The sequence below is a fragment of the Haliscomenobacter sp. genome, from assembly GCF_041740695.1.
GTDB lineage: Bacteria > Bacteroidota > Bacteroidia > Chitinophagales > Saprospiraceae > Haliscomenobacter.
Map to the genome: position 1 here is coordinate 62,391 of NZ_JBGSLK010000021.1, position 26,001 is coordinate 88,391.

Below are 26,001 nucleotides of genomic sequence, written 5' to 3' on the forward strand. Positions count from 1 at the left end.
AAATATTTTTACACATTCATTGGTTAGACAATTTCCTGCTGATTTTGAAAAAAAGGTATAAATTCTTGCATTTTGTTTAACTAATGCCTAATTTTGATTCAGCAATTGTGTTTAGTCACAGTCATAGCCATTAAAACCAGCAAAGATGTCTTACCCATCAGATTTTCATACCCAGCTCAATAGCATGTCCGTTCTTCTGCATTCTTTCGCGTTCAATCTGACCAAAAACTCGGAAGACGCCAAAGACCTTTACCAGGAGACTGCCTACCGCGCCATGACCAACATGGACAAATTTCGCCCTGGCACCAATTTTAAGGCCTGGTTGTTCACGATCATGAAAAACATTTTCATCAACAACTACCGCAAAAAGGCCAAGGCCAACACCATCGTTGATTCCACTGATAACTTATACTACATCAACTCCACTGCCAACACCATTGACAACCGGGCCGAATCAAGCATCATGATGAAAGAACTCGTGCAACTGATCGAAAAACTCGATGACAGCATTCGGGTTCCCTTCCTGATGCACTACCAAGGCTACAAGTACCAGGAAATCGCCGATTACCTGGATCTGCCTCTGGGGACGGTCAAGAGCCGCATCTTTTTTGCCCGCAAAGAACTCAAAGAAATGATCGGTAGACGATACACCGATATGGTGCTGGATGATGCAGAGTAGTCCCGAGAGCTGGTACTGACTACATTTGCTGACCTTATTCAAAGCTGGCATGGCTGCCGCCTTGAAATCACCCAATTGACCTTTTTATTTTTTAGATAGCAGTTTTGGCGATGGAGACTTATCTTCATCGCCAAATTTTTTTTGTGCAAGATCTTATGGGCGAAAAAAAATAAGTGTTTCATTTTGCCAAAGAATTAGATAAGTAAACGGTTCATTTTAAGTTTCTTATCTAATCCTTTGGCTCAGAGAAAATGAACACTTATTTTTGCCCCACTACTTATGGAGCATCACCGCTTTTTTCAAGAAAGTTTGCTGGCATGGTACCGTCCCGAAGACCGGCCATTGCCCTGGAAAGGCATTCAAAACCCTTACCACATCTGGCTTTCAGAAATCATTCTACAGCAAACCCGCGTGGAACAAGGTATGTCCTATTACCTGCGTTTTGTGGAAACATATCCCAATATCCAGGATCTGGCCGCAGCCCCCGACGATGAAGTGATGAAACTCTGGGAAGGCCTGGGCTATTACTCCCGAGCACGCAACTTGCTGGCCGCAGCGCGGTATGTAGCCCGTGATTTGGACGGGGTATTCCCGACTACTTACGACGGCATCCGGTTGCTCAAAGGGGTGGGGCCTTACACCGCAGCCGCGATTGCTTCTTTTGCGTACAATTTGCCCCATGCGGTAGTGGACGGCAATGTGTTTCGGGTGCTCGCCCGTTTTTTCGGCATCAGTACTCCCCAAGACAGCACCGAAGGCAAAAAACAATTCAGTCAATTAGCCGAAGCCTTGCTGGATGCTACTCAAGCAGGTCGTTACAACCAGGCCATCATGGATTTTGGGGCAACGCTTTGTTTGCCGCGCAACCCACTCTGCAAAAAATGCCCCCTACAAATACACTGCGTTGCCTTAAAGGAACAACGCATCGGAGAACTGCCCGTCAAAAGCAAAAAAATTGTCAAAACGGAGCGTTTTTTCCATTACCTCGTGTTCAATTTTGAAGGTCAGGTCTTGATTCAAAAACGCGAAGCAAAAGACATTTGGTTGGAACTTTACCAATTTCCCTTGTTGGAAAATGAAAGTTTGGAGCAAAGCTGGGCGCTTTTGCAAACTCAACTGTTGGAAAATAACGGGCTTATCCTGACACCGCATACCTTGCGCAGTGGCTCCAAGGTGTTCCAGCAATTGCTTACCCACCAAGTCGTGAATGCGCGCTTTTGGGAGATTGATTTGCAGGCTTTACCCGCAGCAGTGCCCGCCAATTGGGTTTGGATTAAACGTGAAACATTAAACAAATACGCATTCCCGAAGGTGATTGATCGGTATTTGGGGGATCGGGTGTTGTTGTTGCTGTAGGGGCAACCCTACGTGGTTGCCCCTACGTGCGGCCAATTATAGAAGGGCAACCACGAAGGGTTGCCCCTACAGCATTTTTTGCAACAAAATTCGATATTCCCCCAGCGTTTCCCGTGGTTCCACCCCAATGATATCAAAACCATTCCCCAATGCAAACTGCAACATGGCCTTCAAACGGTTGCGGGTTTTGAACTGGATGCAAGTAAAACCTTGCACCCTTGCCCACTCCTCCTGCCGAACCGCCAATGCTTTGGCTACTCCAAACTGGCGAAACTCGGGCAATACCGCCCCCATCCAGGAATAAAAGACTTGTTCCCCCTTGGCATACCCCACTTTAAAGCCCACTATTTTTCCCGCACTTTCTGCAACTAAAATAAGCGCTGGTACCTCTGCCAAACGTTTTTGGTATTCTTCAGCTTGATGAGGTGCCGTAAATTCGGGAATACTCATGCTCAGGGCTACCGCTTCCGTGATGCTTCCTTCGCGTATTAAGATGGTTTCAGTTGTCATGACAAATGATAGGCTTGTTTGTACATCAAAAATAGAGCATTTCATCCGAGGGGTAAAAATAATCATTCAAATTGGTTGACAAAAACAAATTATTTTGTAAATTTGTCAACCAAAACCCAGTTTGTAAAACCACTACGAAATTTTTACATCAACCTGGGAAAGGAGTATTAAAATGGAAAATTTATTTGGACAACGGCTTACCAACGCCCGAAAAATGGCGGGATTGTCGCTACAAGACCTGGCGAACAAGATGGAGAATGCCGTAACCCGGCAAGCCCTCAACAAGTACGAAAAAGGGGAAATGATGCCGGGTAGTGCCGTACTGATTCGTTTGGCCAACGCCTTGAGTGTTACGGTTGATTTCTTTTTTTCGGAACCGGAGGTTAAAGTTGAGCTGAAGGGCATTGAGTTTCGCAAAAAAATATCCCGCTTGAGTAAAACTGCCGAAGTTGCCGTCATCGAAAAAGCCCGCGCTTTTTTGGAAAGATACCTGGAGTTGGAGCACTTGTTGCAATTGCCCGCCCAAAGCCACGATTTCCACTACGAACTAGCCGTACGCAATGGCACGGATGCCGAAGCCGCCGCCGAAGCCCTGCGCAAGCAGTGGAACCTGGGCTACGACCCCATCCCCAGCGTGATTGAAATGCTGGAAGACAAGGGCTTCAAAGTACTCGAAGTGGATGCCGACGATGCCTTCGACGGCCTCAAAGCCCTGGTGCAAGGGCATCGCATCATTGTGCTCAACAAAAAGCACAACGCGGTGCGCAAACGTTTCACGGCTCTACACGAGCTGGCGCACCACAGCCTGACTTTTGATACGCGGCTGGAAGAAAAAGACGTAGAACGGCTTTGCCATACCTTTGCCTCAGCGGTACTCTACCCTGCCGAAATGGCCCGGGGTGAAATGGCCCAGGAGCGCTTTCATTTCTTCTTGCAGGAACTCGAATTGATCAAAGAGCGTTGGGGGATTTCCATTGCGGCCCTTTTCCCACGCGCGCTACACCTGGGGATCATCAACGCCAATACGTACCGGCGACTGAATACCAATTACCGCGTCAAAGGCTACCACCGCGACGAACCGGGTGAGTTTAGTGGCCGTGAACGCCCCCGGCGTTTCATCCAACTCCTCTATCGGGCCATTGGCCAAGAGGTCATTTCGATCAATCATGCCGCCCATCTGGCTGAAATGAATTTGGGCGAATTTCGGGACAAATTGGAACAACTGGCATGAAGGACATCATCATCACCGACACCAACGTCTTCATCGACCTCATCAAAGCGGGTGCGCTGGAGTACTTCATGCAACTAGACTACCACATCCTGACAACAGGCTTTGTGGTGAACGAAATCAATCATCCAGATCAAAAAGCCACATTGGAGCGCTGCCTGACACCCGAACGGGTCGAAATTATCGAATTCAGCGGCGAAGAAATGCTCAACATCCTCCGCTTCCACACCCGCCGCAACCTCAAGCGCCTCACCGATAAGTCGGTTCTTTTTCTCGCCGTCCAGCGCCAATGCCCCCTGCTCAGCGGCGATGGCGACCTCCGCAAAGAAGCCCAGGACAATGGCCTCACCGTTTTTGGCTCCCTCTGGGTCATCAATCAACTCGTTGAACAACAGATTTGTACACCTCAATTGGCGATTGCACTACTGAGGCGATTGGAGCGTTGTAATCCGAGGTTGCCGAAGAAGAAAATGGAGGAAATGGTGGAAAGGTTGGAGGGGATTGTGGTGTGAGGGTATAGACAAATTATAGGCGATGAGCCATGAACATCATTCAAGTAGGCATTAGAGAAACTTTTCCTATTCAATCATGGTTTCTTATCCAAAATTGAATAAATTGCTTAAAAATTGATCCTTCCATGCTTGAGTTAAAACGAATTACTTTTGATCCAAATGTTATGGGTGGCAAACCCTGTGTTAGAGGGATGCGAATTACCGTAGGTACAATTGTTGGACTAGTAGCTTGCGGATATTCATTCGCTAAAATTTTGGACTATTATCCTTATTTGGAAGAGGATGATATTAAAGAAGCGCTGACTTATGCCGCTTGGAGGTCAGAAGAAGTAGAAGTACCATTTGCTGCTTAATTGGCTTTTATGAAAGAGGGTAATAGTTGGTTTTTATTTCGTTTCTATTATTTCTCTCAACTCATCTAAATTGTTGATTAATGGGGAGAAATCCTGATCTATCCGGAATATTTCAGAAATTAAAAATTCCAAGCATTCAAAGCAGGTTGATAAAGTTAGCTCATTTTCTCTTTTCTTTTTTTCATCTTTTTTTCCTAATATGACTTTTATGTCTTGAGTCTTGTTGTGTACAAAGCTATTACGAAGAGAAATAATTTCTTTTAAATATCCATATTTATGGTTGTCATATCTAATTTCATTATTTGTTGCTAATTTTGGGATTATCTTCCATTTGCTGACGACATCTAGTCTTTCTAAATATTTTTTCATGTAGGTATCCCCTAATCTTGTTGCTCCATAATCATAAATAAAAGCTTCTAAATATATGGCTAAAAATATTATGCACTTTGTATATGATTTTTTGGATCTATCTTTTGCCTCATTAATTTTTTTTTCTTGTTTATATTCTTCAAATAAAATCCCCGGTATTTTGCCTTCTTCAGTAGAGACAAATTTGTAGTGTTTACCTAAACTTTGAAGGCTTCGAATTTCAATATCATACTTTTTCCACTCATTGTACTCCTCTTTACAAATCTCAAATAGCATTTGCAAGTCCCCGATTCTCAATGATTTTTCTTCCATTTGTAGTTGATTACTTTATCATTTGTAATTATGATCGATCTAGTTGTTTACTCCACACTTTTCTTTTTCCCATTGACATGAAGCCACCTCATTTTATCTAACCCGCACATCGTTGATATAAATTTTGGCATAAAGTTAATAAAAAATGCTAAGAATTTAAAAACCGCCTCTTTTACCTCTTGCTTTTTACCCCAATTCCCCCTATTTTGCAGAAAAAATTCAAAATAACCCATGTTGCTTGAATTTTCAATCACCAACTATCGGTCAATCGGGGAAACACAGACCATCAGTCTCGTGCCTGCCCCGAAGCAAAAAGACCATTTGCAGAACATCTTTACTCAGGGGCGTTACCAGGCCCTGAATGCCATTTCGCTGTACGGGCCCAATGGCAGTGGTAAGTCCAATATCCTGCGGGCAATGAGCCTGCTGGACAGGTTGGTGCATACTTCGGCCCGCACCGCCTCTACCAGCCGTTTGCCTTACGATCCCTTTTTATTGCGGGAGGGCTGGGAAGAAAAACCCACCCGTTTTGAAATCACTTTTGTTATTGAGGAAAGCCGTTACCGTTATGGTTTGGCCTTTAATGCAAGCCAGGTTGTGGAGGAATGGTTGTTTCGCAAGTCGGCGGGGCGTGAGGTGAACCTGTTTGAACGGGAGGGTGAGGTCATCGATGTCAGTTCCGGGTTGAATGGTTCCAAACGCATCATCGATGCAGCCATTGAAGCTACCCGCCCCAATGCGCTGTTCCTTTCTACCTGTGATATTTTAAATGTGGAAGAAGCTAAAAGCATCATGCAGTGGTTTCAGCATTTCAGCATGGTCGACGGGTTGAACACCGAATTTGAAGAAATTCAAACCGTTGAACTTTGGCAAGACAAGGAGTTTAGAGAAAAAATCAAAACCTATCTGGCCTCCCTGAGCCTGAATATTGTGGACGTAGAGATCAGTACCAAGGAGTTTGAAGAATCCGAGCTACCCGATGAGCTGCCCCGACGAATCAAGTCCCAATTGGCCAAATCGCTCAAAGGTCAACAGAGTTATACGGTATTTGCCAAACACCGCATGTACGATGCCAATGCTTTACCTCTGGATAAAACCCATACCTGGCCATGGGAAGAACGGGAGTCTTCAGGGGCCAAGAAGGCGTTTCAATTGAGTGGCCCAATCCTGTGGACTTTGGCCAATGGAGGTGTGCTGATCATTGATGAAATTGAAGCCCAGTTGCATCCCATCATGACTTTGAATACCATTGATGCCTTTTTGGACAAAAAAAGCAATCCCCACAATGCCCAGCTGATTTTTGCCACGCATGATACCAACCTGCTCAGCTACTCCAATCTGAGAAGGGATCAAATTTGCTTTGCGGAAAAAAACCAGTGGGAGAGTACCGAAGTTTATGCCCTCTCCGATTTTGTGTATTTCGGCGAAAAAAACGGCACATTTAAATCGGAAAAAGAGCGCCCGGATACGGATAAAGAAAAGCGCTATTTCGAAGGCAGATATGGAGCAATTCCAGGCTTAGGTGATTTCCAAAAATACATCCGGAGGATTCAATGGCACGAAGAGGTAAGTTAAAAAAGCAAAAGTCTAAGGAGGAAACCTTACGACCAGTTCGGTTTAGGAGGTATGACCATTTTTTTCTCATCGTGTGTGAAGACGAAAAAACGGAGCCTTATTACTTCGATACATTTGCCCATGAATTTCCTCAGGAAACCGTTTTTATCCGCACAATTGGTACGGGGAAAAAGCCCAAAGGTATCGTCGAACAAGCGATGGTCGAGCGAGAAAAATTTGCCCTTGAAGCTAAAAAAAGCATCAATGAGGTTTGGGTCGTTTTTGACAAAGATGATGAGGGGAACAATGAAACCACCTTGGCGAATTTTAAGGCGGCCTGGGCTATTGCTCATCAGCAAAACATCAATATCGCCTTTAGTAATGAGGTTTTTGAATTGTGGCTATTGCTTCACTTTGTTGAAATTGATGCCACCAGCCCAATGCCGAGAACGGAAATTTATACTCGTTTAGAAGCCGCAATTCAAGCTCTGCCTACAAGACATTCCTTTACGTACCATCACGGCAAAACAGAAATCATTGACATTTTGAGCGTAGCCGGAGATGAAGCCAAAGCAATTGACCGTGCTGAAAAACTTTTGATTGAGCAGCACGGAAAAGAGCCCATTGATTCCAATCCCAGCACCACCGTCCATGTGTTGGTCAAACGCCTGAGAGCGCTTATTGAGTGGTATTCGTACAGCATGGATTAGTGATATAAAGTCGCCCGCATATTTCCCAAAATAATTTCCCCAAACTTCCCGTACCTTCCCCCAAGATCACAAGCACCACACCATGAAGCGATTGGCCTACATCCTCCTAGCCATTGCCCTGGCTTCGCCTCATTCCGGCCTGGCTCAGCGCATCCTCAACGGCAGTTTTGAAGGCGCAGGTAACACCTGTGGGTACAACCTCAGCAACTCGGCATTTACCTCCCGGATGCCCAATGTGGTGGGTTTTGGCGAAAAAAACGAGCTGGACATTCTGAATGCAAGTTGCAACTATGGGCCAGCGTACCGAGGAAATACCTTTGTGGCCCTGACTGCGATTGCGGGGATTACCGACGCGCTGGGTTTACAATTATCGGAGCCACTGGAACCCGGGCAAACGTACACCTTACAGTTTCACCTCAAGCTTGGTCGACTTGTCAATGGCCCGGCGCGTTTGTCCATCGGGGTAGCCAGTAGCCCCAATTCACATGGCGAGTTGTTGCACACCGTATTTGACCTCAATAATGATTGGACCCGCCGGCAATTCCAATTCAAGCCACCCATTCGGGCTGCGTACCTCACGGTGATTGTTGAGTGTGCTGGGGAAGCCTGGGTTTTTGTGGATGATTTTTCGCTCGTTTGCCCAACTTTGAAACTAGGTAAGGATACCACCTATTGTGAAATTAAAAACCTGGCATTGAAGGTACCGCAACTGTTTGACAGCTACCAATGGAGTACCGGAACAACTACGGCGGACATTGTGGTACAAGACCCCGGGCTGTACTGGGTGGAAACCAAATTGGGTGGCTGCACCCTCCGCGACAGCATTGAATTGCTGGAAAAACCCGCGCTTTGCAACTGTAAACTGTACTTCCCCAACGTTTTTTCACCCAATCAGGATCAACACAACGATACCTGGGCACCACTTTCTCCCTGCGAACTGGCCGATTACGAACTGTTGATTTTTGACCGTTGGGGAGGCATGGTCTTTCGCAGTCAACAAATCAGTACGTCCTGGGATGGACAGCAACGGGGGCAACTTTCACCCAACGGCCTCTACGCCTACCGCATTCGTTACCGTTTTCAAAGTTTGGATGATGATACGACCTATCAATCCGAAGGTTTGATTCAGTTGCTGCGCTAAGGGACGGAAATGAAGTGAGTGGTCTGATTTGTGAGAATTTGTGTCATTTGTGGCTAAAAAAATCTCGCCGCAGGCGAGTAAGAATCATAGCTCTTTGCGCAAACTGGCTTTGGGGACATTCAATTGCTCGCGGTATTTGGCTACCGTACGCCGAGCAATATTATAGCCTTTTTCTTGCAGCAATTGGGTGAGTTTATCATCCGAAAGTGGCTTGCGTTTGTCTTCGGCACTGATGATTTCGGTGAGGATTTTTTTGACCTCCAGGGTAGAGACTTCCTCTCCTTCGCTGTTCTGCAAGGATTCAGAGAAGAATTCTTTCAGGCGACGGGTACCGTATTCGGTTTGTACATATTTGCTGTTGGCCACTCGTGAGATGGTCGACACATCGAGGCCCGTACGATCGGCAATGTCCTGCAAAATCATCGGACGAATCTTTTTTTCATCGCCACTCAGAAAGTACTCCGTTTGGTAGTCCATGATGGCATACATCGATTTGTACATCGTTTCATGGCGTTGCCTGATGGCATCGATGAACCAGCGGGCTGATTCTATTTTTTGGCGAATGAATTGCAGGGTTTCTTTTTGGCTGCGCGTCAGTTTATTGACCTTGCGCTGGTCATTGTAATTGCGCAACATATCGCGGAAGGAATCGCTGATGCGCAAGTCCGGCGCGTTGCGGGTATTGAGTGTCAATTCCAATTCACCATCGCGGTTGAGCACAATAAAATCGGGGATGATGTACTGCGCCGAACGTTCCATCGAGCCCGCAATGTAACCACTGGCGGGTTTGGGATTGAGTTTCAGGATTTCGTGAATAGCAGCCCGCAACTGTTTTTCAGTAAGGTTGAAATGGCGTTGCAGTTTTTCGAAGTGCTTTTTTGAAAAAGCTTCAAACTGCCGATTGATGATTTTGCAAGCTACTTTTAGCGCCTGCAATTCGTCGTCATCCAGGTCTTCCCCTTGTTCTATTCTGATCAACAATTGGATGTACAGGCATTCCTGCAAGTCGCGCGCACCAATGCCCGGTGGGTCCAGGCGTTGAATTTTTTTGAGGATATCGACTACTTCTTTTTCCTCAATCATCAGGTTTTGAGAAAAAAGCAGGTCATCAGCAATGGCGTAAGGTTCGCGACGCAAGTAGCCATCTTCGTCAATGCTGCCGATGATTTGTACGGCAATGGTTTGCTCCCGCTCGTTGCTGAGGTTGAGCAAGCTGATTTGCTGTTCGAGGTATTCGTGGAAACTATTCTCGATGGCTACCGGAACAGTTTTTTCTTCTTCATCGGCCTGGTAACTTTCGCCCCGCTCTTTGTAGGAAGCGGGATCGTCTTCCATATAGCCGTTGAGGTAATCGTCGAGGTCGAAGTTGTCGTCGCTGTATTGGGTCTCTTCGGAATCGGCTTCATTGCTAGCTGCGGCTTCTTCTCCAGCGGCATCGGCACCTGCTTCGTAGTCTACTTGCTCGTCGGCAAACTCGTCGTCGGTTTCTTCCAGCGCTGGATTTGTTTCCATTTCCTCCTTGATGCGCTGTTCGAGCAGCACTGTGGGTATCTGCAGCAATTTCATCAACTGAATTTGCTGTGGAGATAACTTTTGGAGTAAGAGCTGGCGTTGTCCTAAACTTGTTTTCACGGTACAGTACTGGCTAAATATCGAGTCAATTAATGGTGATCTGGTACTTAAATACGCAAAAATCAACCGATGGTTGCATCATTAAGCAAAAATCGTTCCAATTTCTCAAATTTAGGGGGTATTATAGCAAGAATCAAGAGAAGTTGTGAAAAAAAGTTGTAATAAAATTCAATTGCTCACAATCGCGGCTTCCCTGGCTTCACGCCTGCCTCAAATCCATTCACACCCTTCACTTTCACCTTCCGCCGATACACCTTATCCCGACAAGTAATGTACAGCGTATCAAAATTGGGGCCAGCAAAACACAAGTTCGATACCTGCCCCTTCGTTAGCGGCACGGGCAAAATCGCATTCACTCTGCCCAACTGATCCAGCACTTGAATCCCCGTAAGCGAGGTGACGTAGATGCGCCCATCCCGATCACATTTCAGGCCATCTGACCAGGCATTTTCATCCTCGTCGCGAACGTGCAGCCAGCCGAATTTTTGTTTGTTGGCCAATTTGCCGTCAGCTTGAATCTGATACACCCACACCCAATGCGAGGCCGATTCGGTCACGTACAATTGGGTTTGATCGGGCGACAAGCACAGCCCATTGGCGAATTTTAAACCCTCATCCACCACCAGCTTCTCACCATTGGGCCGGATGAGGTGCAACTTGCTGGGCCGTTCGCGGCCATCGGGCGAGGTAAAATAGATATTGCCATTGGTGGCCACGGTGATGTCGTTGCTGCTAGCGACGCTATCGGCTACCACCTTTACATTGCCCTGAGCGTCATAACTCAGGATTTGTTTGTTGCCACCTGCGGCAGTGTACCGTTTGCCATCTGGGCCGAAGGCGGTACCCGTGGCCCGTTTGGAGTCGATGGGCAGGGCAGTGAGTTTACCATCCAACCCTACTTTGTAGGTTTTGGAATTCGGGAAATCCTGGAAAAAGAACTCCCCGGCGGCATTGGTGGCGGTGCCTTCGGTAAAGCTGTAGCCTTCGCCCACCAGTTCCCATTCGGTATTTTCTACTAGAATGTCGTTGAGAAATTGGTTTTTGGAGGTCCCTTTGCCGACAGGTTTGGGGTAATCTTTCCACAACCAGCGCATGGCTTGCGGGAAAATGGCGGTGCCGTGTTGGCCGTTGTGCCCCCCTTCACCCCATACATAATTGAGCTCATAGCCCGAAAAACTCAAAGCGCGGGCCATCATTTCATTGGCCTTCCACCAGTCGCCAGCGTAGATGTTGAGGTCGTTGCTGCCGTCTTGCAGGAAAATGCGGATGGCTTTGGGTTCGTACTTGCGGATCAAGGAAGGGTAGCGATCGGCGCCCCGCAGGTTGACGTAGGTGCCAATGGCGCTGAACACGCGTGAGAAGGCATCTGGTCGCTCCCAGGCCGCAGTGAAAGCACAAACCGCGCCACTGCTTGACCCCCCAATGGCACGATCGTTGCCACTTTTAGAAAGCATGATGGCCCGACCATCGGCGGTTTTGCGTTTTTCCACCTCGGGCAAAATTTCCTCCAGCACAAAACGGGCGTAAGCATCCCCCAGTCCGTCGTATTCAAAGCTGCGGTTGTAACGGTCCAGAGCCGTTTCTTCATTGCTCGCCTTCACTTGGCCGGGGGTAATGAATACCCCGATGGTGATCGGTATTTCTTTTTGGTGGATCAGGTTGTCAAAAACGGTGGGTGCCTTCCACTGGATGCCGTCTTGATTGACGTAAACGCAGGCGGGTTTGTCTGGGCGGTATTGGGCAGGTACATAAACGGATACTTCGCGGCGGGTGCCGGGAAATATTTTGGAACTTTCAAAAGTAAACTTGAGGATTTCCCCCTTGGGCACGCCCGCCTGTTCGACCGAGGCAGCGTCAACGGGATAGGATTCGGCAGGTGTTTGGGCAAAAGCCAGGGCGGCATAGCCGAAGCACAGCAGGCTTGCGATCAGTTTTTTCATGTTTATAGTTTATAGGCATGAAAATTAAGCTTTTATTCAGGAATGAGGGAGAAATGTGTAATAAAATTGAAGGAGCTCCTGCCAACTTATTTTCTTGTAAGGCTGTTAAGATTTTAAGCCCGTCTTGGGGTAAAATTGTTTTTCATGTCGCATACTTTTACTTTATACGAGGAGGGCGTACCCTTAGCCCAGGCCGAACGCGCCTTGCTCCTGTTTCATGGCCGTGGCGGCAATGCTCAGGCGATCCTTGAAATCGGACGTGCGCTCGCACCAGCAGGTACGTATTTGGCTGCATTACAAGCCACCAACAACACCTGGTATCCCTATAGTTTTATGGCACCAGTGGCAGACAATCAGCCCTGGTTGGATTCAGCCTTGGCGAATGCTCGACAGTTGATTGAACAAACCGAAAAGGTATTGCCTGCTGCCCAAATTTACCTGCTGGGGTTTTCACAAGGTGCGTGTTTGACCTTGGAGAGTGCGGCCCGTTTTGCCCGGCCATTTGGCGGCGTGATCGCGTTTACGGGCGGCTTGATTGGGCAAACCCTGGATACGAGTCCCTATCAGGCCAAGTTTGCTGGAACCCGTATTTTGATGACCAACAGCGACAATGATCCCCATGTGCCCCAAAGCCGTAGTGAAGAGAGTAAAGTGGAGTTGCAAAACCTGGGTGCTGAGGTGAATCTCGTGATTTACCCTGGTCGACCACATGTAGTGTCGCCTGTTGAAATGGATTTGGCCAAAAGTTATATTTTTAATTCCATCCCTTAGGTGATTCTTAGGTTTCTTAGGTGGTGAATTAATGTTTTTTCACCACCTAAGAAACTTTAGACACCTAAGAGTCACCTAAGAAGAGGGGACTTATTTGATTACCCACTTCACCTTCCCCGCATAAGGGTCTTTTACCAAAGTCCCTTTTCCTGCTTTCAGCGTCACATTCACTTCTTGCAACACATTTTCCGTAGGCAAACACACTTTTCCTGTTGCTGCTCCCGTGCTAGTATAAGCCTGTAGCGTGATTTTTGACCAATCAATCTGATCCGTACTTTGCGCCAATTCCGCATGCGGAATCACAGCCCCATCCCGAATCATCACCACCAGCGACAGTTTGCCGCCATCGATCACATGCCAGCCACCGTTGTACACTTTGCCCGTTTGGTAATCGATCCATTTGCCCTCGGGCAGATACACCTTGCGCTGAGTAGCCCCGGTTTCAAAAATTGGTGCCACCAACATATCCGAACCCAGCAGGTATTCATTTTCGATGAGCCAAGCGCCGGGGTCTTGAGGGAATTCTACAAAAAGCGCGCGCAGCATCGGCAAGCCTTTTTCCGTCGAAGCTTTCGCCTGGGCGTAAATGTAGGGCATCAGTCGGTAGCGCGTTTCGGTGGCATTGCGGAAGTGGTTCAAAAAACTTTCGCTGAACTCCCAGGGCTCTTTTGGTGCTTGGCCATGACAACGCGAGTGCGAGCTAAACAGGCTAAAGGGCGCCCAACGGCGGTACAACTCCTCCGGGGTACGGGTCGTAAAGCCTCCCGCATCGTGGCTCCAAAAGGTAAAGCCCGACAAACCCAAAGACAAGCCGCCGCGCAATTGTGCTTCCATGCCCATATCCGAAGTTTCGGCGTCGCCGCCCCAGTGTAGCGGATAACGCTGGCTGCCCGCCCAGGTGCTGCGGGCCCAGATGATCTGGTCGCCCGTGATTTGTTTGGTGATGTCTGATACAACTTTGTTGTAGCGCAAGGGGTAGAGGTTGTGCTCGTAGAAGCCGCTGCGGCCATTGGCGTAAATGCCGTTCAGAGGAGCCGCTTCGCCAAAGTCAACTTTGATGACCGAAACGCCCAGTTTCAACAAGTTGGCAATTTTATCCTGGTACCATTGTACGGCATTGGGATTGGTAAAATCGAGCACCGCATCTTCGTAAGGCAGCCCACCTTTGGGGTTTTTTACATGAAGTCCCTTGGCAATGATTTCGGGAAAGAGGTCATTTTTGGGCACAAAGTAAGGCAATTGCCAGAGGCAGGTGCGGAAGCCCTGGGCCTTGAGGTCGCTGATCATTTTTTGTGGGTCTGGGAAACGATCCTTCGCAAACTGGTAATCACAGCGCCAATCGGTGCCAAACCAGCCCGTATCAAAATGAATCACATCCGAAGGAATACCGTTTTTCCGCAGCAAGTTGGCCACATTCCGACCATCCGCTTCCGAGAAATAGGTAATCCGGCTCATCCACAAACCAAAAGACCACAGTGGCGGCATACTCGCTTTGCCCGTGAGGTTGGTGTATTCGTCCAGCACGTCTTTGGGCTCACCGAGGAACACGAACAGATCCAGGTTTTCATCCCCAATCATCAAGTTGGTGACCGCGCCATAAGTCGCTCCAAAGTCGCAAGTGACTGGCGAGGAGGTATGCATAAACATCCCATAACCCCGGCTACTCATGAAAAAGGGAATGGGCTTGTACATACCCGCATTTTCCACACCGTTGGGGTCGGTGGTAAACAAGTTGACCTTTTGGCCGTATTTGTTCAGGCTGGTGAAGGACTCGCCGCAGCCATAAATTTTTTCATCGGGCGACAGGGTAAATGCCGCACCCACACTCCGCGAATAATCACCCGCCCGACGCACAAAAGAAAAAGGCAGGACGGGGGTAAAAGAGCGGCTGTTGCTCTGGTGCCAGGTTTTGGTCAGCAATTTCCCTTGGGCATCCCGGAATTCAATCGTCCAGGGGTTTGGAGTGATGGTTACGCTGCCAAAAGCGCTTTTGTACTGGTGTCCCTCTTTGGTTTTGCTGTATGTCCATGAATTGTCCTTGCCGGGTTCTTTGACCAGCATCAAGGATGGTTCAGTGGCTGGAGCAGTGTGCCCTGTACTAGCTCGAATCCGCACAGCGCGAGGCGATACAAACTCCACACTAAAAGGCAGCACCGGGTCCACAGCGTACTCAATACCTGGAAACTCATTGCCGCGCACTCTGCGAAGCCCAGCCTGGGTGTTGTTGAAGGCATGGGCAGGATAGTACTCGTTGCGCCGCCATTTGAGTTGCCCTTGCCCGGTACTTGGGTCAAAAGCGGCCAGGCTATCGGCTAAAAAGTAGGTGTTGGTGTAATCTCGAAAATCACCGCTGAGGTCGAGCGGTTCATTGAGCAGGGTAGGGCGATGCTGTGCCCAAAGGCTCAGCGGTATGCCCAACAAACAAGTAACAACAATCAAAATCTGTTTCATTACCAAAAATTGTGGATAAAGAATATCCCTTGTTATGGGTTTTCCCAAGTCAAGATAGATTTTTTGTTGGAGAGGATTGGAATATTTCAGGAAGGAGTCATCACCCATTTTGTAGAATACCCACTTAACGTCCTAAATACCCCAAATTGGGTAAGATGCGCTACAAGGAAGACTAATTTTTAATAAAATAGTCTTGGCATCATTTTTTCCTTTTCATCATGACCTTAATGATCAGTTCACTTCAAAAAAACGCATTGCTATGCCAGATCCACAAAAAAATCCCCGTACCGATCCTTCTACGGCCGTCGATCGCGATCGGGAGGATATCAATCGCAATCCTGATCACGATGAATGGGATCAGAATGAGCCATCTGTCGACCAGGTTGATAGATCTGGGGATGAAGAACAGGACAATCCTCGCCCTGGCGAGAAGCCTATTCACCGAGACAATGAAATGCCCATACGCCGTACCAACGAACACGATTATGACCGAGACCAGGAGACAATCAGCGATGATGTTGGTAATGAAGGCGGCGGACGCTAATCATTTTCCTTTTTTCAATAACCACAGTCGTATCAATATTGCATGAGCCGGGCAGTCGTATTCCTACTGCCCGGCTTATTGTTGTAAGATACACCCTGGATTGTTTTTTTCCCAGAACAATCTTATTTAAGATGGAACCCAAGGAGATATTAGATTTTCACCGGATGTTTTTTGGTGACCTTCATTACGGATTTTTGTTAGAGGTGGTCGTGCGCACCATCATCGTGTACCTATATACCATCCTATTGCTGCGATTTTTAGGCAAACGCAGCATGGGACAATTGTCAACGTTGGAGCTGTCCTGTGTCTACAGACACACAAGTATGCACGATGGCAAGAAAAAACATCCGCTCCTGGCTCACGGGCATCAACGACATTAACAATTGCAGTACCTGGCTAGCCCAAGAGTTCCTCTATTAACTCCCAAGAAGAGTAATAATGGAAACATTACCTAACAATACTATTTCGTGATTAATAATAAAAGCGTGCAAACGTACTTTGGTCGGCATATATTTTGTAGCTATTTTATCAAAACTAGCAGAGCACTCATGTCGGTGGATGCACCCCAAAAACAATCAAATTTCTCCGATACTCAACAAGCTTCTGTCGGTTCAATTGCAGTTCATTTACCGTACACCGACCAATCGAAGTCAAACCAATGATTAAGGTCGCATCTTCATTCCAAGAAAAATGTTCTTCCCAGTGATTGATTCGTGGATTAAAAACGGGTGTCCACAAATGCGACGACCGATCCAGAACTTTCACTTTATTGGATTTTAGTCGATTACATAAAAAACAAGCATAAGCTAGATTACCTATATCTGAGCTGCCACTCAGACTTTCAGGAAGGATGTGATCAATGGTAAATGAATTTGGAGCGTATTTATCCTGGCTTTTACAATATTCGCAACAGTAATTGGCTCGTTGAGCCACCGCTTCACGTGTACTTTGGGAGATGGATAACTTAGCCATTTAAGCCCAATTGCTCAATAATTTCATCAATCGTAGTACCCCGCAAAATTGCCAATTGCCCTATGCTTTTCAGTCGCTCCACACTGTACTCCTCATAAGCTTCCGCGAGTTTTAGTGCCTCGACTTCTTCCTCAGAGCTCAAATCTTCAAATTCTGACTTCCAATCCAGAAATTTTAGCCTATCCCATTTTTCTGAATCAAACCCAAGATTGATATTTTGTAAAAGCCTGGCTTCTACTTCATCAAGAATGGGTACGCCACTTTTTTGGACACGGATAATATTCAACTCACGTAGCAATTGATCAAGATGTTGAACATCTAATTGCTTTGCGCTACTTAATATGTCAGAAACGGATACCTGTAACCCCATTTTCAGTTTTGATTCAAAAATAAGTTTGTTTTTGGCAAAAAGCAAGTTGGCTGTCGTTTCACGCAGTAATCCCCCTAACGTAGACCTGCAATTGTTTTCCCCATTCCCATTTTGTTTCTTTATTTTGCTACCCAGAACATGAAACTATAAACACGACAAACATGCACACCAAAAGCTTTTTTATTGGGGCATTCTTTTGCCTGGGAGTAATCATTCCTGTTCTTGGCCAAGTAAAAGCTCCTCGCGCACATGGGCCAGTTCCGAGCGAAAATCAATTGCGTTGGCAAGAAATGGAGTATTACGCTTTCATCCATTTTTCCATCAATACCTACACCGATATGGCCTGGGGCAAGGGTGATGAAGACCCCAAGCTCTTTAACCCTACCGATATGGATTGTCGGCAGTGGGCCCGCATTTGTAAGGAAGCCGGGATGAAAGGAATTATTTTTACCGCAAAACACCACAGTGGCTTTTGTCTGTGGCCATCCAAGTATACCGACTACTCCATAAAAAACATTCCCTGGCGCAATGGTCAGGCGGATATCGTGCGAGAATTGGCCGATGCCTGTAAGGAATACGGATTGAAGTTTGGCGTATACCTCTCCCCCTGGGATCGCAACCACGCTGAGTACGGCAAACCAGCCTACATCACCTATTTCCGTGATCAATTGCGAGAATTGTTGAGCAACTACGGCGATATTTTTGAAGTGTGGTACGATGGTGCCAATGGTGGCTCGGGATATTATGGTGGCGCCAATGAAACCCGCAGAATTGATGCAAAAACCTATTACGACTGGCCCAATACCTATAAGTTGGTTCGCGAACTACAGCCCAACATCGTCATCTGGAATGACGGAGGTGACCGAGCTGACCTTAGATGGGTGGGCACCGAAGCTGGCTATGTAGGGGAAACCAACTGGAGCTTATTGAACGCCACGGGTGATGTACCCGAGGAAATGTTGCGCCACGGAGTGGAAAATGGGGATAGTTGGGTTCCCGGAGAAGTGAATACTTCCATCCGGCCAGAATGGTTTTACCACGAACGTGAGGACAAAAAGGTAAAAACCCTGCCTCAGCTCATGGATCTTTACCACCACTCGATTGGTCGCAATGGCACGCTGCTGCTTAATTTTCCGATTATGCCCAATGGTTTAATCCACGAAAAAGATGAAAAGGCAGTCCTGGAATTTGCCAGTGCCATCAAAGAGGCTTTTGCGGTAAATCTGGTGGAAAAGGCGGGTGCAGAAGCTTCCAACATTCGCGGCAAACGCTCAAAATACAATGCCAAGAAAGCCATTGATGGGGACAAAGAGAGTTATTGGGCCACTGATGATGGCGTCAATAAAGCTGCCCTGACCATCAATTTTACGAAGCCAACTGCCTTCAATCGTTTTTTGGTGCAGGAATACATCCGCTTGGGGCAAAGGGTGAAAACTTTTACCGTAGAAGCCCTGGTGAATGGCGTTTGGAAAGAGCTAGCCAAGGAAACGACAATCGGGTACAAGCGCATTCTTCGATTTCCTACGGTGGAGGCGACCAAATTGCGGTTTACCATCACCGATTCAAAGAGTTGTCCACTTATTTCCAATATTGGGGTGTACAAGGCCCCGCAAATTTTGACCCCGCCCACAATCGTACGCGAACAATCGGGAGACATCCGAATTACGCCTGCCGATCCTGAGTCTGAACTGTATTACTCCCTGGATGGCAGTACGCCTACAGTACAATCGAACAAATACACTGGTCCAATCAAAACCAATGATGGCAAAGCAGACGTCAAAGCCATCGCCTACAACAAGACTACCGGAAAAAGCAGTACACTCACCGAAGAGAAATTTGATATAGCCCGGAAAAACTGGAAAGTGCTCGGCATCGAAGACAAGAATGTATCGAAGGTGCTGGATGGAAATGTGAATACCAATTGGCACCAGAGCAGAAACGCCAAGATGCCAGTCGAACTCGTAATTGACTTAGGTAAACAAGAGAATTTGACGGGTTTCCGGTATTTGCCCGATCAAAATTGGTGGGCAGACGGGAGCATCATCACCCAGTATCAGTTTTTTGTTGCGGAAGACAATCAGGCGTGGGAACTGGTCAGTGAAGGGGAATTTGCCAACATCAAAAACAATCCTTTTTGGCAAACCAAATCTTTTAACCCCATAAAAGGACGTTACATCAAACTCAAAGCACTACAGAATGTGCAAACTACTGCTTCTGGTTATGCAGAAATTGATGTGATTACGGAGTAGAACGTATGGGTTTATGGTTTTGTACTACCAAGGCCGCCGCTCATACACCACCGCCTTATCTCTTATCTTCTTTATCTCCCGATAACGGTACAAAAACGCCTTCGCCGCAGGTTCATCCGGCAATTCGGGCTGAAACACTACAAAACGTGGATTGATCTTTTGAATCCGCGCCAATTCCTGGCTCAAGCTAATGCGCAATACCGCACGGTGCCGTTTTTCCCAAATCAAGGAGCGGTGCACATACGGCGTAGGGCTTTCTTGGCTCAACAAATGGTAAACAATCTGATGGTAATTGCCCAGGTAAATTCGGTCATCTGGCAACAAGAGAGGGCGCAAATAATTCGCCGTTTCACGGGCATGATCCGGCTTGTCGAGGTAGTCTTTTTTCTGCAAAAACAAATTGACCAAAAACAACAAACTCAACACTATCGCCCCATTGCGCAGCTGAAACAAAGGTGCAATCCAGCGCGGCTTAGGCAGGTCACGCGCATAAAAAGTACCTGCCAACCAGGCTACAGGCAACATCATCTGAATAAAATAGTGCCCAAAAGGTTTGCCCTGCACATTGATGGCCACCAACACACATACCGCCCAAATACAGGCCAAAATCCAGGGCTTGGCACGCCAATACAAACCCCAGGCAAAAGCCAGGGTGATGGGCAAAAAGCGCAGCAAAAAATCCAGCAAAAACAAAGCCCGGTTTCCTACACTCAGTTCTGCTGGATAAGCTCCTCCCACGCCAAAAGTATAATGCAAAAATACTTGTTCCAGTCCCCAATTGCGGTAGGTCCAATACACCAGCAGTGGAACCACCAAAAAGGCGGCGATCATTAGCATTCCTTGCAAGAACAAGCGAAAAAAGGAAGCTTTGGCCTGCCAAAAAAGCCAGATCAACATCAACCCCATAGCCAAGGCGTCAAACGCTACGGTATATTTGATCATAAAACCTGCACCCAAGCACAATCCCGCGCCCAGAGCGCCCCAAATCCGTTGAGGAAAGGCCAAAATTAGCCAAAGTGCCAGGGCATTGAATAGGGTGTAGTACAATTCCGTATTCGGCGAGACCCCATAAAAAGTAAACAAGGAACACATGAAGATGTACAACACTCCACTGGCTCGGGCGGCGTTTTCGTCGGCTTGCCAGGCTTTGGCCGCACGATACAAAAAATAGCCAGTGCCCGCTACCCAAACTGCCGTAAACAAACGCAACAAAAAAATCGATCCCCCACCGATTTTTAACAAAGCTGCATAAATCAAAAAAATCCCCAGCGGCTTGATGTCAATTACATCCACCCAATAAGTCTGGCCACGCAGCAACGCATCCGCAATGACAATGTAAGTTGATTCATCGTGATTGATCACCGACGGAAAAAACGAAAAAATGCGCAGCAAAAAGGCCGTTCCTAAAAAAATGAGGAAGGGGGATCTGAACATGAGTTATATTTTCACAATTTTCTGGTACCCATAAGCACTTCCCGCCACAATGCGAATGAAGTAGGTGCCCGTAGGTAAGGCGTCCAAGTTAAGGGTTTTGCTTTGAAAATTGGCTTGTGGCAGTACATGCCGTTGCAACAAACGCCCGGTAGGGTCCAATACCTCCAATTTGCCTACATCAGGTAGGGTGCCTAGTTCGATCAGCACAGTACCTTCTACAACCGGATTTGGGGTTGCTTTTAAGGCAATTTTTCGATGGGCAGGTGTATCCACTGACGTAGTAATGCGCAGCGCTTCTTCTACCGCAGCCAGCACGTTGATGCGCCCGTAGCCATATACCGGATTGGGGCTACGATCGCTGCGAAACCCTGAACAGGTCATCGTATCGGTGAGGGACACCGCCGTTTTTTCCAACAAGGTTTCAATCGTTTCTACTTGCCCAGCCAGTGCAGGATTGGCGGAAATGATCAGCGCTACAGCACCTGCCACATGTGGGCCAGCCATACTGGTGCCGCTGAATACGGCAAACCCGCCTCCAGGCACCGAAGAGCGTACGCCCTGGCCCGGTGCCGATACATTGGGCTTGAGCACCAGGGTGTCTTGCCATCTTGCAGGCCCACGTGAGCTAAAGCGGGCGATCACATCACTGATGTTTGTAGCACCAATAGTGAAAGATTGAGGGAAAAAAGCGGGTGCATCATCAACCGAGCCACAGCCCTGGCTACCGGAATTGCCCGCAGAAACCACCACTACTACCCCGGCTGCCCTCAGGTTAATGATGGCCTTTTCCATCAGCTTCCAGTTGTTGGGCCCACAACCTTCGATATCGGGACAGCTCCAGGAGTTGTTGATCACGTGAGGGGCCAGTTTTGGGTTAGGGTTTTGATTTTTCAAATCGGTGGGGGCCAAAAACCACTGAAAACAATCCAGGTAAGAGGCGGGACTGCCCCAACCCCGATCCATATTGCGGCAGCCGATCCAGCGCGCCCCGGGAGCTATCCCAATTTGATTGCCCGCTCCGTCGTCGCCTACCATCGTACCCATCGTGTGAGTACCGTGATTGTCGTCGTCGCAAGGAACTTGGGAATTAAGCCCACAGGGGTTGTTGGTATCGTTGTTGAGCGGATTGTATTGGCTGATGCCGTCGTGCCAGTTGTAGTTGTGGTTGGGAGTAGCTTCTACACTTCCCCGATATTTTTTGATGAGCGTGGGGTGCTGCCAGTCGTAACCAGTGTCTTGTCCCGCAATCACCACCCCTTGCCCGGTGAATCCCTTGTTCCATACCGCGGCAGCCCCAATTTTATCAATGCCCCACTCCACACTGGAGCGTAGGCTCGCGCTACTCGTTTCCATTCGCGGCGGAGATAGGTAGGTATGTGGGTTGCCGATAATAGCTAATACTGTAGGCTGAGCGGCCAGCAGCGTGGCAGTAGCCTGATCCAATTCAGGGACAAAGATGGCATTAACTATCCACAGTGGACTGGCGCTGAGTTTGGCATTGAGCAAAATCTTCCACAAGGGTGCCTGGCTGCGTTCTGCAGTCGCTTTTAGTTTTTCAAAAACGTAGGCACCTTTGGCCTCTTTGCTGGGGAGTTGCCGGGCAAAGCTCAAATCAGCTTGTTCTGCCAGCATGACGATTGCTTCGGCATGCCCCTTGGTACGCAGCATTTCCTGTACCTCTCGCTCTATTTTTTGTGCCTGGATTGGCGAAAACAAACCCAGGGCAATTCCAAACAGGCAAAATGCGTTAATAAAGATGTGTTTCATCGGATTATGGTTATGGCCTTGATTAAGCCCTTGAAACAAATGCACCAACATATTTGACAATCACCAAAATAAAAAGCGTTAAATCTTTTGCAATTCTCGAAAAAGAGCTATTTTACATGCAAATGACAAAATAGCCTCACTTTGCTTTTTCATTTCCAGCTATTGAGATACAGTATTCCCATTTGTGCATATCAACAGAGAGCAACAAGATCTACGTACTCAATCATTTTCACGGCATGGAACGTTCCATTCAGATGTACAACGCTTTTTCGGGAGCCAACGCTCTAGAAAACATCGCACTACTCAACTTCTTTCGGGCACATACACCCGATACCGAATATCGAGCCATTCAAGAGGCATTGGATTATGCCCTCAAAAATAAACCTTCTTTCGGAGGATTTGTACTCACCTATACGGTCAACAACCGAATTGTTGCTGGTGTAGTCGTCAATAAGACAGGAATGCAGGGTTTTAAGTCGGAAAACCTGTTGGTACTTGCTGCCTTGCACGAAGATTTTAAAGCCCAAACTACCTTATTGGAAGACCTCATCAACAAAGCAGTGGATTATGCCGATGGCGATATCGCCATTTACGCCAAACCCAATCACCCTGCCTTGATGATGGCCAAACGGATGGGTTTTAAAGACCAATACGTAGAGCTCAAGTTTCAAAAAGCAGCTCCGCTGGCAGCAAAAGTAAGGGTCTAAGTGGTGGATCAGTACTTAACAAATTTTCATTTTCAAAAATAAAGTTTTATTTTGCATGAGTTTTTAAACAAAAACACCCAACTCATGCAAGAGCAAGTTATCGCTCATCTTTCGCGCGATCCACTACTGGCATCCATCATTCCCGATATTGCTTTCCCGGACTATGGTGCCGACAATACCGATGTTTATTTTGGTTTGTTGGAATCCATCACCTCCCAACAGCTTTCCGTCAAAGCTGCTGATACGATTTTTAAACGATTTTTGGCCCTGTTTCCCAACGATTACCCCACAGCGGAATTGTTGGTTGATACCCCCCATGAGAACCTGCGTGGCGTCGGTCTTTCCAACCAAAAAGCCCAATACATGCGCAACACCGCTGCCTTTTTTCTTGAACATCAATTGTTTGAGAAGGACTGGTCCGATTACAGCGATGCCGAAGTGGTGCAAACGCTGAGCAGCATCAAAGGAGTTGGCAAATGGACCGTGGAAATGATCCTGATGTTTGTGCTGCGCCGCCCGGATGTATTTCCCATCGACGATTTAGGGGTGCGACAAGCAATGATCCGTCTGTACAAGGTGGAATCGGAAGGCAAGGCCCAATACCAGCAGCTGACAGAGATTGCGGAAGCCTGGCGGCCATACCGCACTTATGCCTGCCGCTACCTGTGGCGCTGGAAAGACCAGTAGGGGCAACCCTACGTGGTTGCCCCTACGTGGTTGCCCCGCCCGTTGGGGTAGCCACAAAGAGGGTACCCACAGAGGGCTACCCCAACGTATTCGAAAACATCGATCAATGAAGTCATATTCTTTATTCTATTTCCTCTTTTCTGCATTATTGCCATCCTTTTTATTTGCCCAATCTCGGTATTCAGCCGATGTGATCATCTACGGCGGTACCTCCGCAGCCATCACGGCAGCTGTACAGGTGAAAAAAATGGGCAAATCCGTCATCATTGTTTCTCCAGATAGCCATTTGGGCGGTTTGTCTTCCGGTGGTTTGGGCTTTACCGATACTGGGAACAAAGAAGTCATTGGCGGGCTTTCACGGGAATTTTACCACCGCCTTTATGAACATTACCAGCAGGACAATTCCTGGGTCTGGCAAAAAAAAGCTGAATACGGCAACAAAGGCCAGGGCACGCCAGCCATCGATGGCACCAACCGCACCATGTGGATTTTTGAACCCCATGCTGCGGAAAAGGTATTTGAAGATTTTGTCAAAGAGTACACCCTTACCGTGCATCGCAACGAATGGCTCGATCGCTCGGCCAAAGGTGTGAGCAAAAAAGGAGGAAAAATCCGTTCTTTTCGCACCCTCAGCGGCAAATTGTACAGTGGCAAAATGTTCATCGACGCCACTTACGAAGGTGACCTCATGGCCTTAGCTGGCGTTACTTACCACGTAGGGCGGGAAGCCAATTCGGTGTACAACGAAAAATGGAATGGAGTACAAACCGAAGTTTTTCAACACGGCCACCATTTTAAAGCCAAAATCAGTCCTTACAAAATTGAAAATGATCCCAGTAGTGGACTCCTGCCCGAGGTATCTGCCGAACCCGCGGGCGCTTATGGTTCGGGTGACAAACGCATCCAGGCCTATTGCTTCCGCATGTGTTTGAGCAACCATCCAGATAACCGCATCCCCTTTGCCAAACCAGCGGGCTACGACCCCGCCCGCTACGAGCTTTACGCCCGGGTATTCGCCAGTGGCTGGCGCGAAACATACGATAAGTTTGACCCTATCCCCAACCGCAAAACCGATACCAACAACCACGGCCCCTTTAGTACCGACTACCTTGGCAAAAACTACGATTATCCCGAGGCTTCTTACGAACGGCGCAAAGCCATCATCAAAGACCATGAGTTGTACCAGAAGGGATTGATGTACTTCTTGCAAAACGACCCACGGGTGCCCGCCGATGTACGCGACAAAATGCAGCAATGGGGCCTACCCAAAGATGAGTTTACCGACAATGGCAATTGGCCGCATCAGCTCTACATCCGGGAAGCTCGGCGTATGGTGGGGGAATTTGTGATGACGGAAGCCGATGCGCTGGGCAAAACCAAGGTGCCAAACCCGGTAGGAATGGGTTCCTACGCCCTGGATTCGCACAACACCCAGCGCTATGTCAAAGCGGATGGTTATGTGCAAAATGAAGGCGATATTGGGGTGCACCCGGATCGGCCTTATTCGATTGCCTATGGCTCGATTTTACCCAAAGCCAAAGACTGTCAAAACCTGCTGGTACCGATTTGTGTGTCGAGTTCACACATCGCTTATGGTTCTATTCGGATGGAACCTGTATTTATGATTTTGGGGCAATCGGCAGCTACGGCAGCGGTGCTGTCGATTGACAACAAGATTAGTCCTCAAAAATTGCCTTACGAAAAGTTACGGGAGGTGTTGTTGAAGGATCAGCAGGTGTTGGAAAGGTAGAAC

The 26,001-nt window shown here is 47.7% G+C and carries 23 protein-coding genes; 14 read left to right on the plus strand and 9 right to left on the minus strand.

Translation table 11 applies throughout. From position 1 onward, the window contains the following. Positions 1-145 precede the first annotated feature (145 nt). A complete protein-coding gene (locus ACEW9O_RS04610; protein ID WP_373548956.1) occupies positions 146-679 on the plus strand; it encodes an RNA polymerase sigma factor in 534 nt (177 codons plus the stop codon). 279 nt (positions 680-958) lie between these two features. After that, the gene (gene mutY / locus ACEW9O_RS04615) at positions 959-2,035 is read left to right on the plus strand and encodes an A/G-specific adenine glycosylase (RefSeq protein ID WP_373548957.1); all 1,077 of its coding nucleotides are present in this window, start codon (positions 959-961) and stop codon (positions 2,033-2,035) included. 66 nt (positions 2,036-2,101) lie between these two features. On the opposite strand, the gene ACEW9O_RS04620 is transcribed toward mutY, so the two are convergent. Continuing rightward, positions 2,102-2,545, minus strand: coding sequence for an N-acetyltransferase family protein (locus tag ACEW9O_RS04620; protein WP_373548958.1), 444 nt, complete (start codon positions 2,543-2,545; stop codon positions 2,102-2,104). Positions 2,546-2,717: 172 nt separating this feature from the next. Here ACEW9O_RS04620 and ACEW9O_RS04625 point away from each other — a divergent pair, with 172 nt between their 5' ends. From ACEW9O_RS04625 to ACEW9O_RS04635, 3 genes are all read left to right on the plus strand, one after another. After that, complete coding sequence (locus tag ACEW9O_RS04625; RefSeq protein ID WP_373548959.1) at positions 2,718-3,776, plus strand: helix-turn-helix domain-containing protein; 1,059 nt, start codon at positions 2,718-2,720, stop codon at positions 3,774-3,776. Then, a complete protein-coding gene (locus tag ACEW9O_RS04630; RefSeq protein WP_373548960.1) occupies positions 3,773-4,285 on the plus strand; it encodes a hypothetical protein in 513 nt (170 codons plus the stop codon). The genes ACEW9O_RS04625 and ACEW9O_RS04630 overlap by 4 nt, the downstream gene beginning before the upstream one ends. Before the next feature lie 125 nt (positions 4,286-4,410). Beyond that, positions 4,411-4,638: a DUF433 domain-containing protein gene (locus ACEW9O_RS04635; protein WP_373548961.1), complete on the plus strand. Its 228-nt coding sequence runs from the start codon at positions 4,411-4,413 to the stop codon at positions 4,636-4,638. 33 nt (positions 4,639-4,671) lie between these two features. On the opposite strand, the gene ACEW9O_RS04640 is transcribed toward ACEW9O_RS04635, so the two are convergent. Then, entirely contained in the window at positions 4,672-5,319 is a 648-nt protein-coding gene (locus ACEW9O_RS04640) for a hypothetical protein (RefSeq protein WP_373548962.1), read from the minus strand. Positions 5,320-5,550: 231 nt separating this feature from the next. Between ACEW9O_RS04640 and ACEW9O_RS04645 the strand changes: the two genes are divergently transcribed. The 3 genes from ACEW9O_RS04645 to ACEW9O_RS04655 all read left to right on the plus strand — a co-directional run bounded on the left by ACEW9O_RS04645 (position 5,551) and on the right by ACEW9O_RS04655 (position 8,724). After that, complete coding sequence (locus tag ACEW9O_RS04645) at positions 5,551-6,894, plus strand: ATP/GTP-binding protein (protein WP_373548963.1); 1,344 nt, start codon at positions 5,551-5,553, stop codon at positions 6,892-6,894. After that, the gene (locus ACEW9O_RS04650) at positions 6,873-7,583 is read left to right on the plus strand and encodes an RloB family protein (protein ID WP_373548964.1); all 711 of its coding nucleotides are present in this window, start codon (positions 6,873-6,875) and stop codon (positions 7,581-7,583) included. Before ACEW9O_RS04645 ends, ACEW9O_RS04650 begins: the two co-directional genes overlap by 22 nt. An 82-nt stretch (positions 7,584-7,665) precedes the next feature. After that, positions 7,666-8,724 (plus strand): gliding motility-associated C-terminal domain-containing protein, encoded by a 1,059-nt coding sequence (locus ACEW9O_RS04655; protein ID WP_373548965.1) that lies wholly within the window; start codon positions 7,666-7,668, stop codon positions 8,722-8,724. A gap of 84 nt (positions 8,725-8,808) precedes the next feature. Here ACEW9O_RS04655 and rpoN read toward each other — a convergent pair whose 3' ends face one another. Both rpoN and ACEW9O_RS04665 read right to left on the minus strand, forming a co-directional pair. Continuing rightward, the gene (gene rpoN / locus ACEW9O_RS04660) at positions 8,809-10,356 is read right to left on the minus strand and encodes an RNA polymerase factor sigma-54 (protein ID WP_373548966.1); all 1,548 of its coding nucleotides are present in this window, start codon (positions 10,354-10,356) and stop codon (positions 8,809-8,811) included. Between the two features lie 176 nt (positions 10,357-10,532). Continuing rightward, the gene (locus ACEW9O_RS04665; RefSeq protein ID WP_373548967.1) at positions 10,533-12,296 is read right to left on the minus strand and encodes an SMP-30/gluconolactonase/LRE family protein; all 1,764 of its coding nucleotides are present in this window, start codon (positions 12,294-12,296) and stop codon (positions 10,533-10,535) included. A 144-nt stretch (positions 12,297-12,440) separates the two neighbouring features. Between ACEW9O_RS04665 and ACEW9O_RS04670 the strand changes: the two genes are divergently transcribed. Beyond that, entirely contained in the window at positions 12,441-13,067 is a 627-nt protein-coding gene (locus tag ACEW9O_RS04670) for an alpha/beta hydrolase (RefSeq protein WP_373548968.1), read from the plus strand. Positions 13,068-13,157: 90 nt separating this feature from the next. On the opposite strand, the gene ACEW9O_RS04675 is transcribed toward ACEW9O_RS04670, so the two are convergent. Continuing rightward, positions 13,158-15,518, minus strand: a complete 2,361-nt coding sequence (locus ACEW9O_RS04675; protein WP_373548969.1) for a TIM-barrel domain-containing protein — start codon at positions 15,516-15,518, stop codon at positions 13,158-13,160. Between the two features lie 193 nt (positions 15,519-15,711). On the opposite strand from ACEW9O_RS04675, the gene ACEW9O_RS04680 reads away from it, so the two are divergent. Further along, positions 15,712-16,062 carry a hypothetical protein gene (locus tag ACEW9O_RS04680; RefSeq protein WP_373548970.1) on the plus strand — a complete coding sequence of 117 codons (351 nt, stop codon included), beginning with the start codon at positions 15,712-15,714 and terminating at the stop codon, positions 16,060-16,062. Positions 16,063-16,608: 546 nt separating this feature from the next. On the opposite strand, the gene ACEW9O_RS04685 is transcribed toward ACEW9O_RS04680, so the two are convergent. Together ACEW9O_RS04685 and ACEW9O_RS04690 are read right to left on the minus strand one after the other, a co-directional pair. Beyond that, entirely contained in the window at positions 16,609-17,034 is a 426-nt protein-coding gene (locus tag ACEW9O_RS04685; protein ID WP_373548971.1) for an HNH endonuclease, read from the minus strand. Next, a complete protein-coding gene (locus tag ACEW9O_RS04690) occupies positions 17,027-17,449 on the minus strand; it encodes a hypothetical protein (RefSeq protein ID WP_373548972.1) in 423 nt (140 codons plus the stop codon). Before ACEW9O_RS04690 ends, ACEW9O_RS04685 begins: the two co-directional genes overlap by 8 nt. Before the next feature lie 116 nt (positions 17,450-17,565). Between ACEW9O_RS04690 and ACEW9O_RS04695 the strand changes: the two genes are divergently transcribed. Then, complete coding sequence (locus ACEW9O_RS04695; protein ID WP_373548973.1) at positions 17,566-19,653, plus strand: alpha-L-fucosidase; 2,088 nt, start codon at positions 17,566-17,568, stop codon at positions 19,651-19,653. A 24-nt stretch (positions 19,654-19,677) separates the two neighbouring features. On the opposite strand, the gene ACEW9O_RS04700 is transcribed toward ACEW9O_RS04695, so the two are convergent. Together ACEW9O_RS04700 and ACEW9O_RS04705 are read right to left on the minus strand one after the other, a co-directional pair. After that, positions 19,678-21,087 carry an ArnT family glycosyltransferase gene (locus tag ACEW9O_RS04700; RefSeq protein ID WP_373548974.1) on the minus strand — a complete coding sequence of 470 codons (1,410 nt, stop codon included), beginning with the start codon at positions 21,085-21,087 and terminating at the stop codon, positions 19,678-19,680. Between the two features lie 3 nt (positions 21,088-21,090). After that, positions 21,091-22,854, minus strand: coding sequence for a S8 family serine peptidase (locus ACEW9O_RS04705; protein WP_373548975.1), 1,764 nt, complete (start codon positions 22,852-22,854; stop codon positions 21,091-21,093). A 236-nt stretch (positions 22,855-23,090) separates the two neighbouring features. Here ACEW9O_RS04705 and ACEW9O_RS04710 point away from each other — a divergent pair, with 236 nt between their 5' ends. The 3 genes from ACEW9O_RS04710 (at position 23,091) to ACEW9O_RS04720 (ending at position 25,998) form a co-directional block, all read left to right on the plus strand. After that, positions 23,091-23,561 (plus strand): hypothetical protein, encoded by a 471-nt coding sequence (locus tag ACEW9O_RS04710; protein WP_373548976.1) that lies wholly within the window; start codon positions 23,091-23,093, stop codon positions 23,559-23,561. Positions 23,562-23,645: 84 nt separating this feature from the next. Then, positions 23,646-24,248, plus strand: coding sequence for a DNA-3-methyladenine glycosylase (locus tag ACEW9O_RS04715; RefSeq protein ID WP_373548977.1), 603 nt, complete (start codon positions 23,646-23,648; stop codon positions 24,246-24,248). Positions 24,249-24,354: 106 nt separating this feature from the next. After that, positions 24,355-25,998, plus strand: coding sequence for an FAD-dependent oxidoreductase (locus ACEW9O_RS04720; RefSeq protein WP_373548978.1), 1,644 nt, complete (start codon positions 24,355-24,357; stop codon positions 25,996-25,998). Positions 25,999-26,001: the final 3 nt, after the last annotated feature.

Excerpts from the sequence above, each read along its gene's own strand:
- ACEW9O_RS04610 (WP_373548956.1), top strand. The coding sequence starts at position 146 with ATGTCTTACCCATCAGATTTTCATACCCAGCTCAATAGCATGTCCGTT.
- mutY (WP_373548957.1), top strand. The coding sequence starts at position 959 with ATGGAGCATCACCGCTTTTTTCAAGAAAGTTTGCTGGCATGGTACCGT.
- ACEW9O_RS04620 (WP_373548958.1), bottom strand. The coding sequence starts at position 2,545 with ATGACAACTGAAACCATCTTAATACGCGAAGGAAGCATCACGGAAGCG.
- ACEW9O_RS04625 (WP_373548959.1), top strand. The coding sequence starts at position 2,718 with ATGGAAAATTTATTTGGACAACGGCTTACCAACGCCCGAAAAATGGCG.
- ACEW9O_RS04630 (WP_373548960.1), top strand. The coding sequence starts at position 3,773 with ATGAAGGACATCATCATCACCGACACCAACGTCTTCATCGACCTCATC.
- ACEW9O_RS04635 (WP_373548961.1), top strand. The coding sequence starts at position 4,411 with ATGCTTGAGTTAAAACGAATTACTTTTGATCCAAATGTTATGGGTGGC.
- ACEW9O_RS04640 (WP_373548962.1), bottom strand. The coding sequence starts at position 5,319 with ATGGAAGAAAAATCATTGAGAATCGGGGACTTGCAAATGCTATTTGAG.
- ACEW9O_RS04645 (WP_373548963.1), top strand. The coding sequence starts at position 5,551 with ATGTTGCTTGAATTTTCAATCACCAACTATCGGTCAATCGGGGAAACA.
- ACEW9O_RS04650 (WP_373548964.1), top strand. The coding sequence starts at position 6,873 with ATGGCACGAAGAGGTAAGTTAAAAAAGCAAAAGTCTAAGGAGGAAACC.
- ACEW9O_RS04655 (WP_373548965.1), top strand. The coding sequence starts at position 7,666 with ATGAAGCGATTGGCCTACATCCTCCTAGCCATTGCCCTGGCTTCGCCT.
- ACEW9O_RS04665 (WP_373548967.1), bottom strand. The coding sequence starts at position 12,296 with ATGAAAAAACTGATCGCAAGCCTGCTGTGCTTCGGCTATGCCGCCCTG.
- ACEW9O_RS04670 (WP_373548968.1), top strand. The coding sequence starts at position 12,441 with ATGTCGCATACTTTTACTTTATACGAGGAGGGCGTACCCTTAGCCCAG.
- ACEW9O_RS04675 (WP_373548969.1), bottom strand. The coding sequence starts at position 15,518 with ATGAAACAGATTTTGATTGTTGTTACTTGTTTGTTGGGCATACCGCTG.
- ACEW9O_RS04685 (WP_373548971.1), bottom strand. The coding sequence starts at position 17,034 with ATGGCTAAGTTATCCATCTCCCAAAGTACACGTGAAGCGGTGGCTCAA.
- ACEW9O_RS04695 (WP_373548973.1), top strand. The coding sequence starts at position 17,566 with ATGCACACCAAAAGCTTTTTTATTGGGGCATTCTTTTGCCTGGGAGTA.
- ACEW9O_RS04700 (WP_373548974.1), bottom strand. The coding sequence starts at position 21,087 with ATGTTCAGATCCCCCTTCCTCATTTTTTTAGGAACGGCCTTTTTGCTG.
- ACEW9O_RS04705 (WP_373548975.1), bottom strand. The coding sequence starts at position 22,854 with ATGAAACACATCTTTATTAACGCATTTTGCCTGTTTGGAATTGCCCTG.
- ACEW9O_RS04710 (WP_373548976.1), top strand. The coding sequence starts at position 23,091 with ATGGAACGTTCCATTCAGATGTACAACGCTTTTTCGGGAGCCAACGCT.
- ACEW9O_RS04715 (WP_373548977.1), top strand. The coding sequence starts at position 23,646 with ATGCAAGAGCAAGTTATCGCTCATCTTTCGCGCGATCCACTACTGGCA.
- ACEW9O_RS04720 (WP_373548978.1), top strand. The coding sequence starts at position 24,355 with ATGAAGTCATATTCTTTATTCTATTTCCTCTTTTCTGCATTATTGCCA.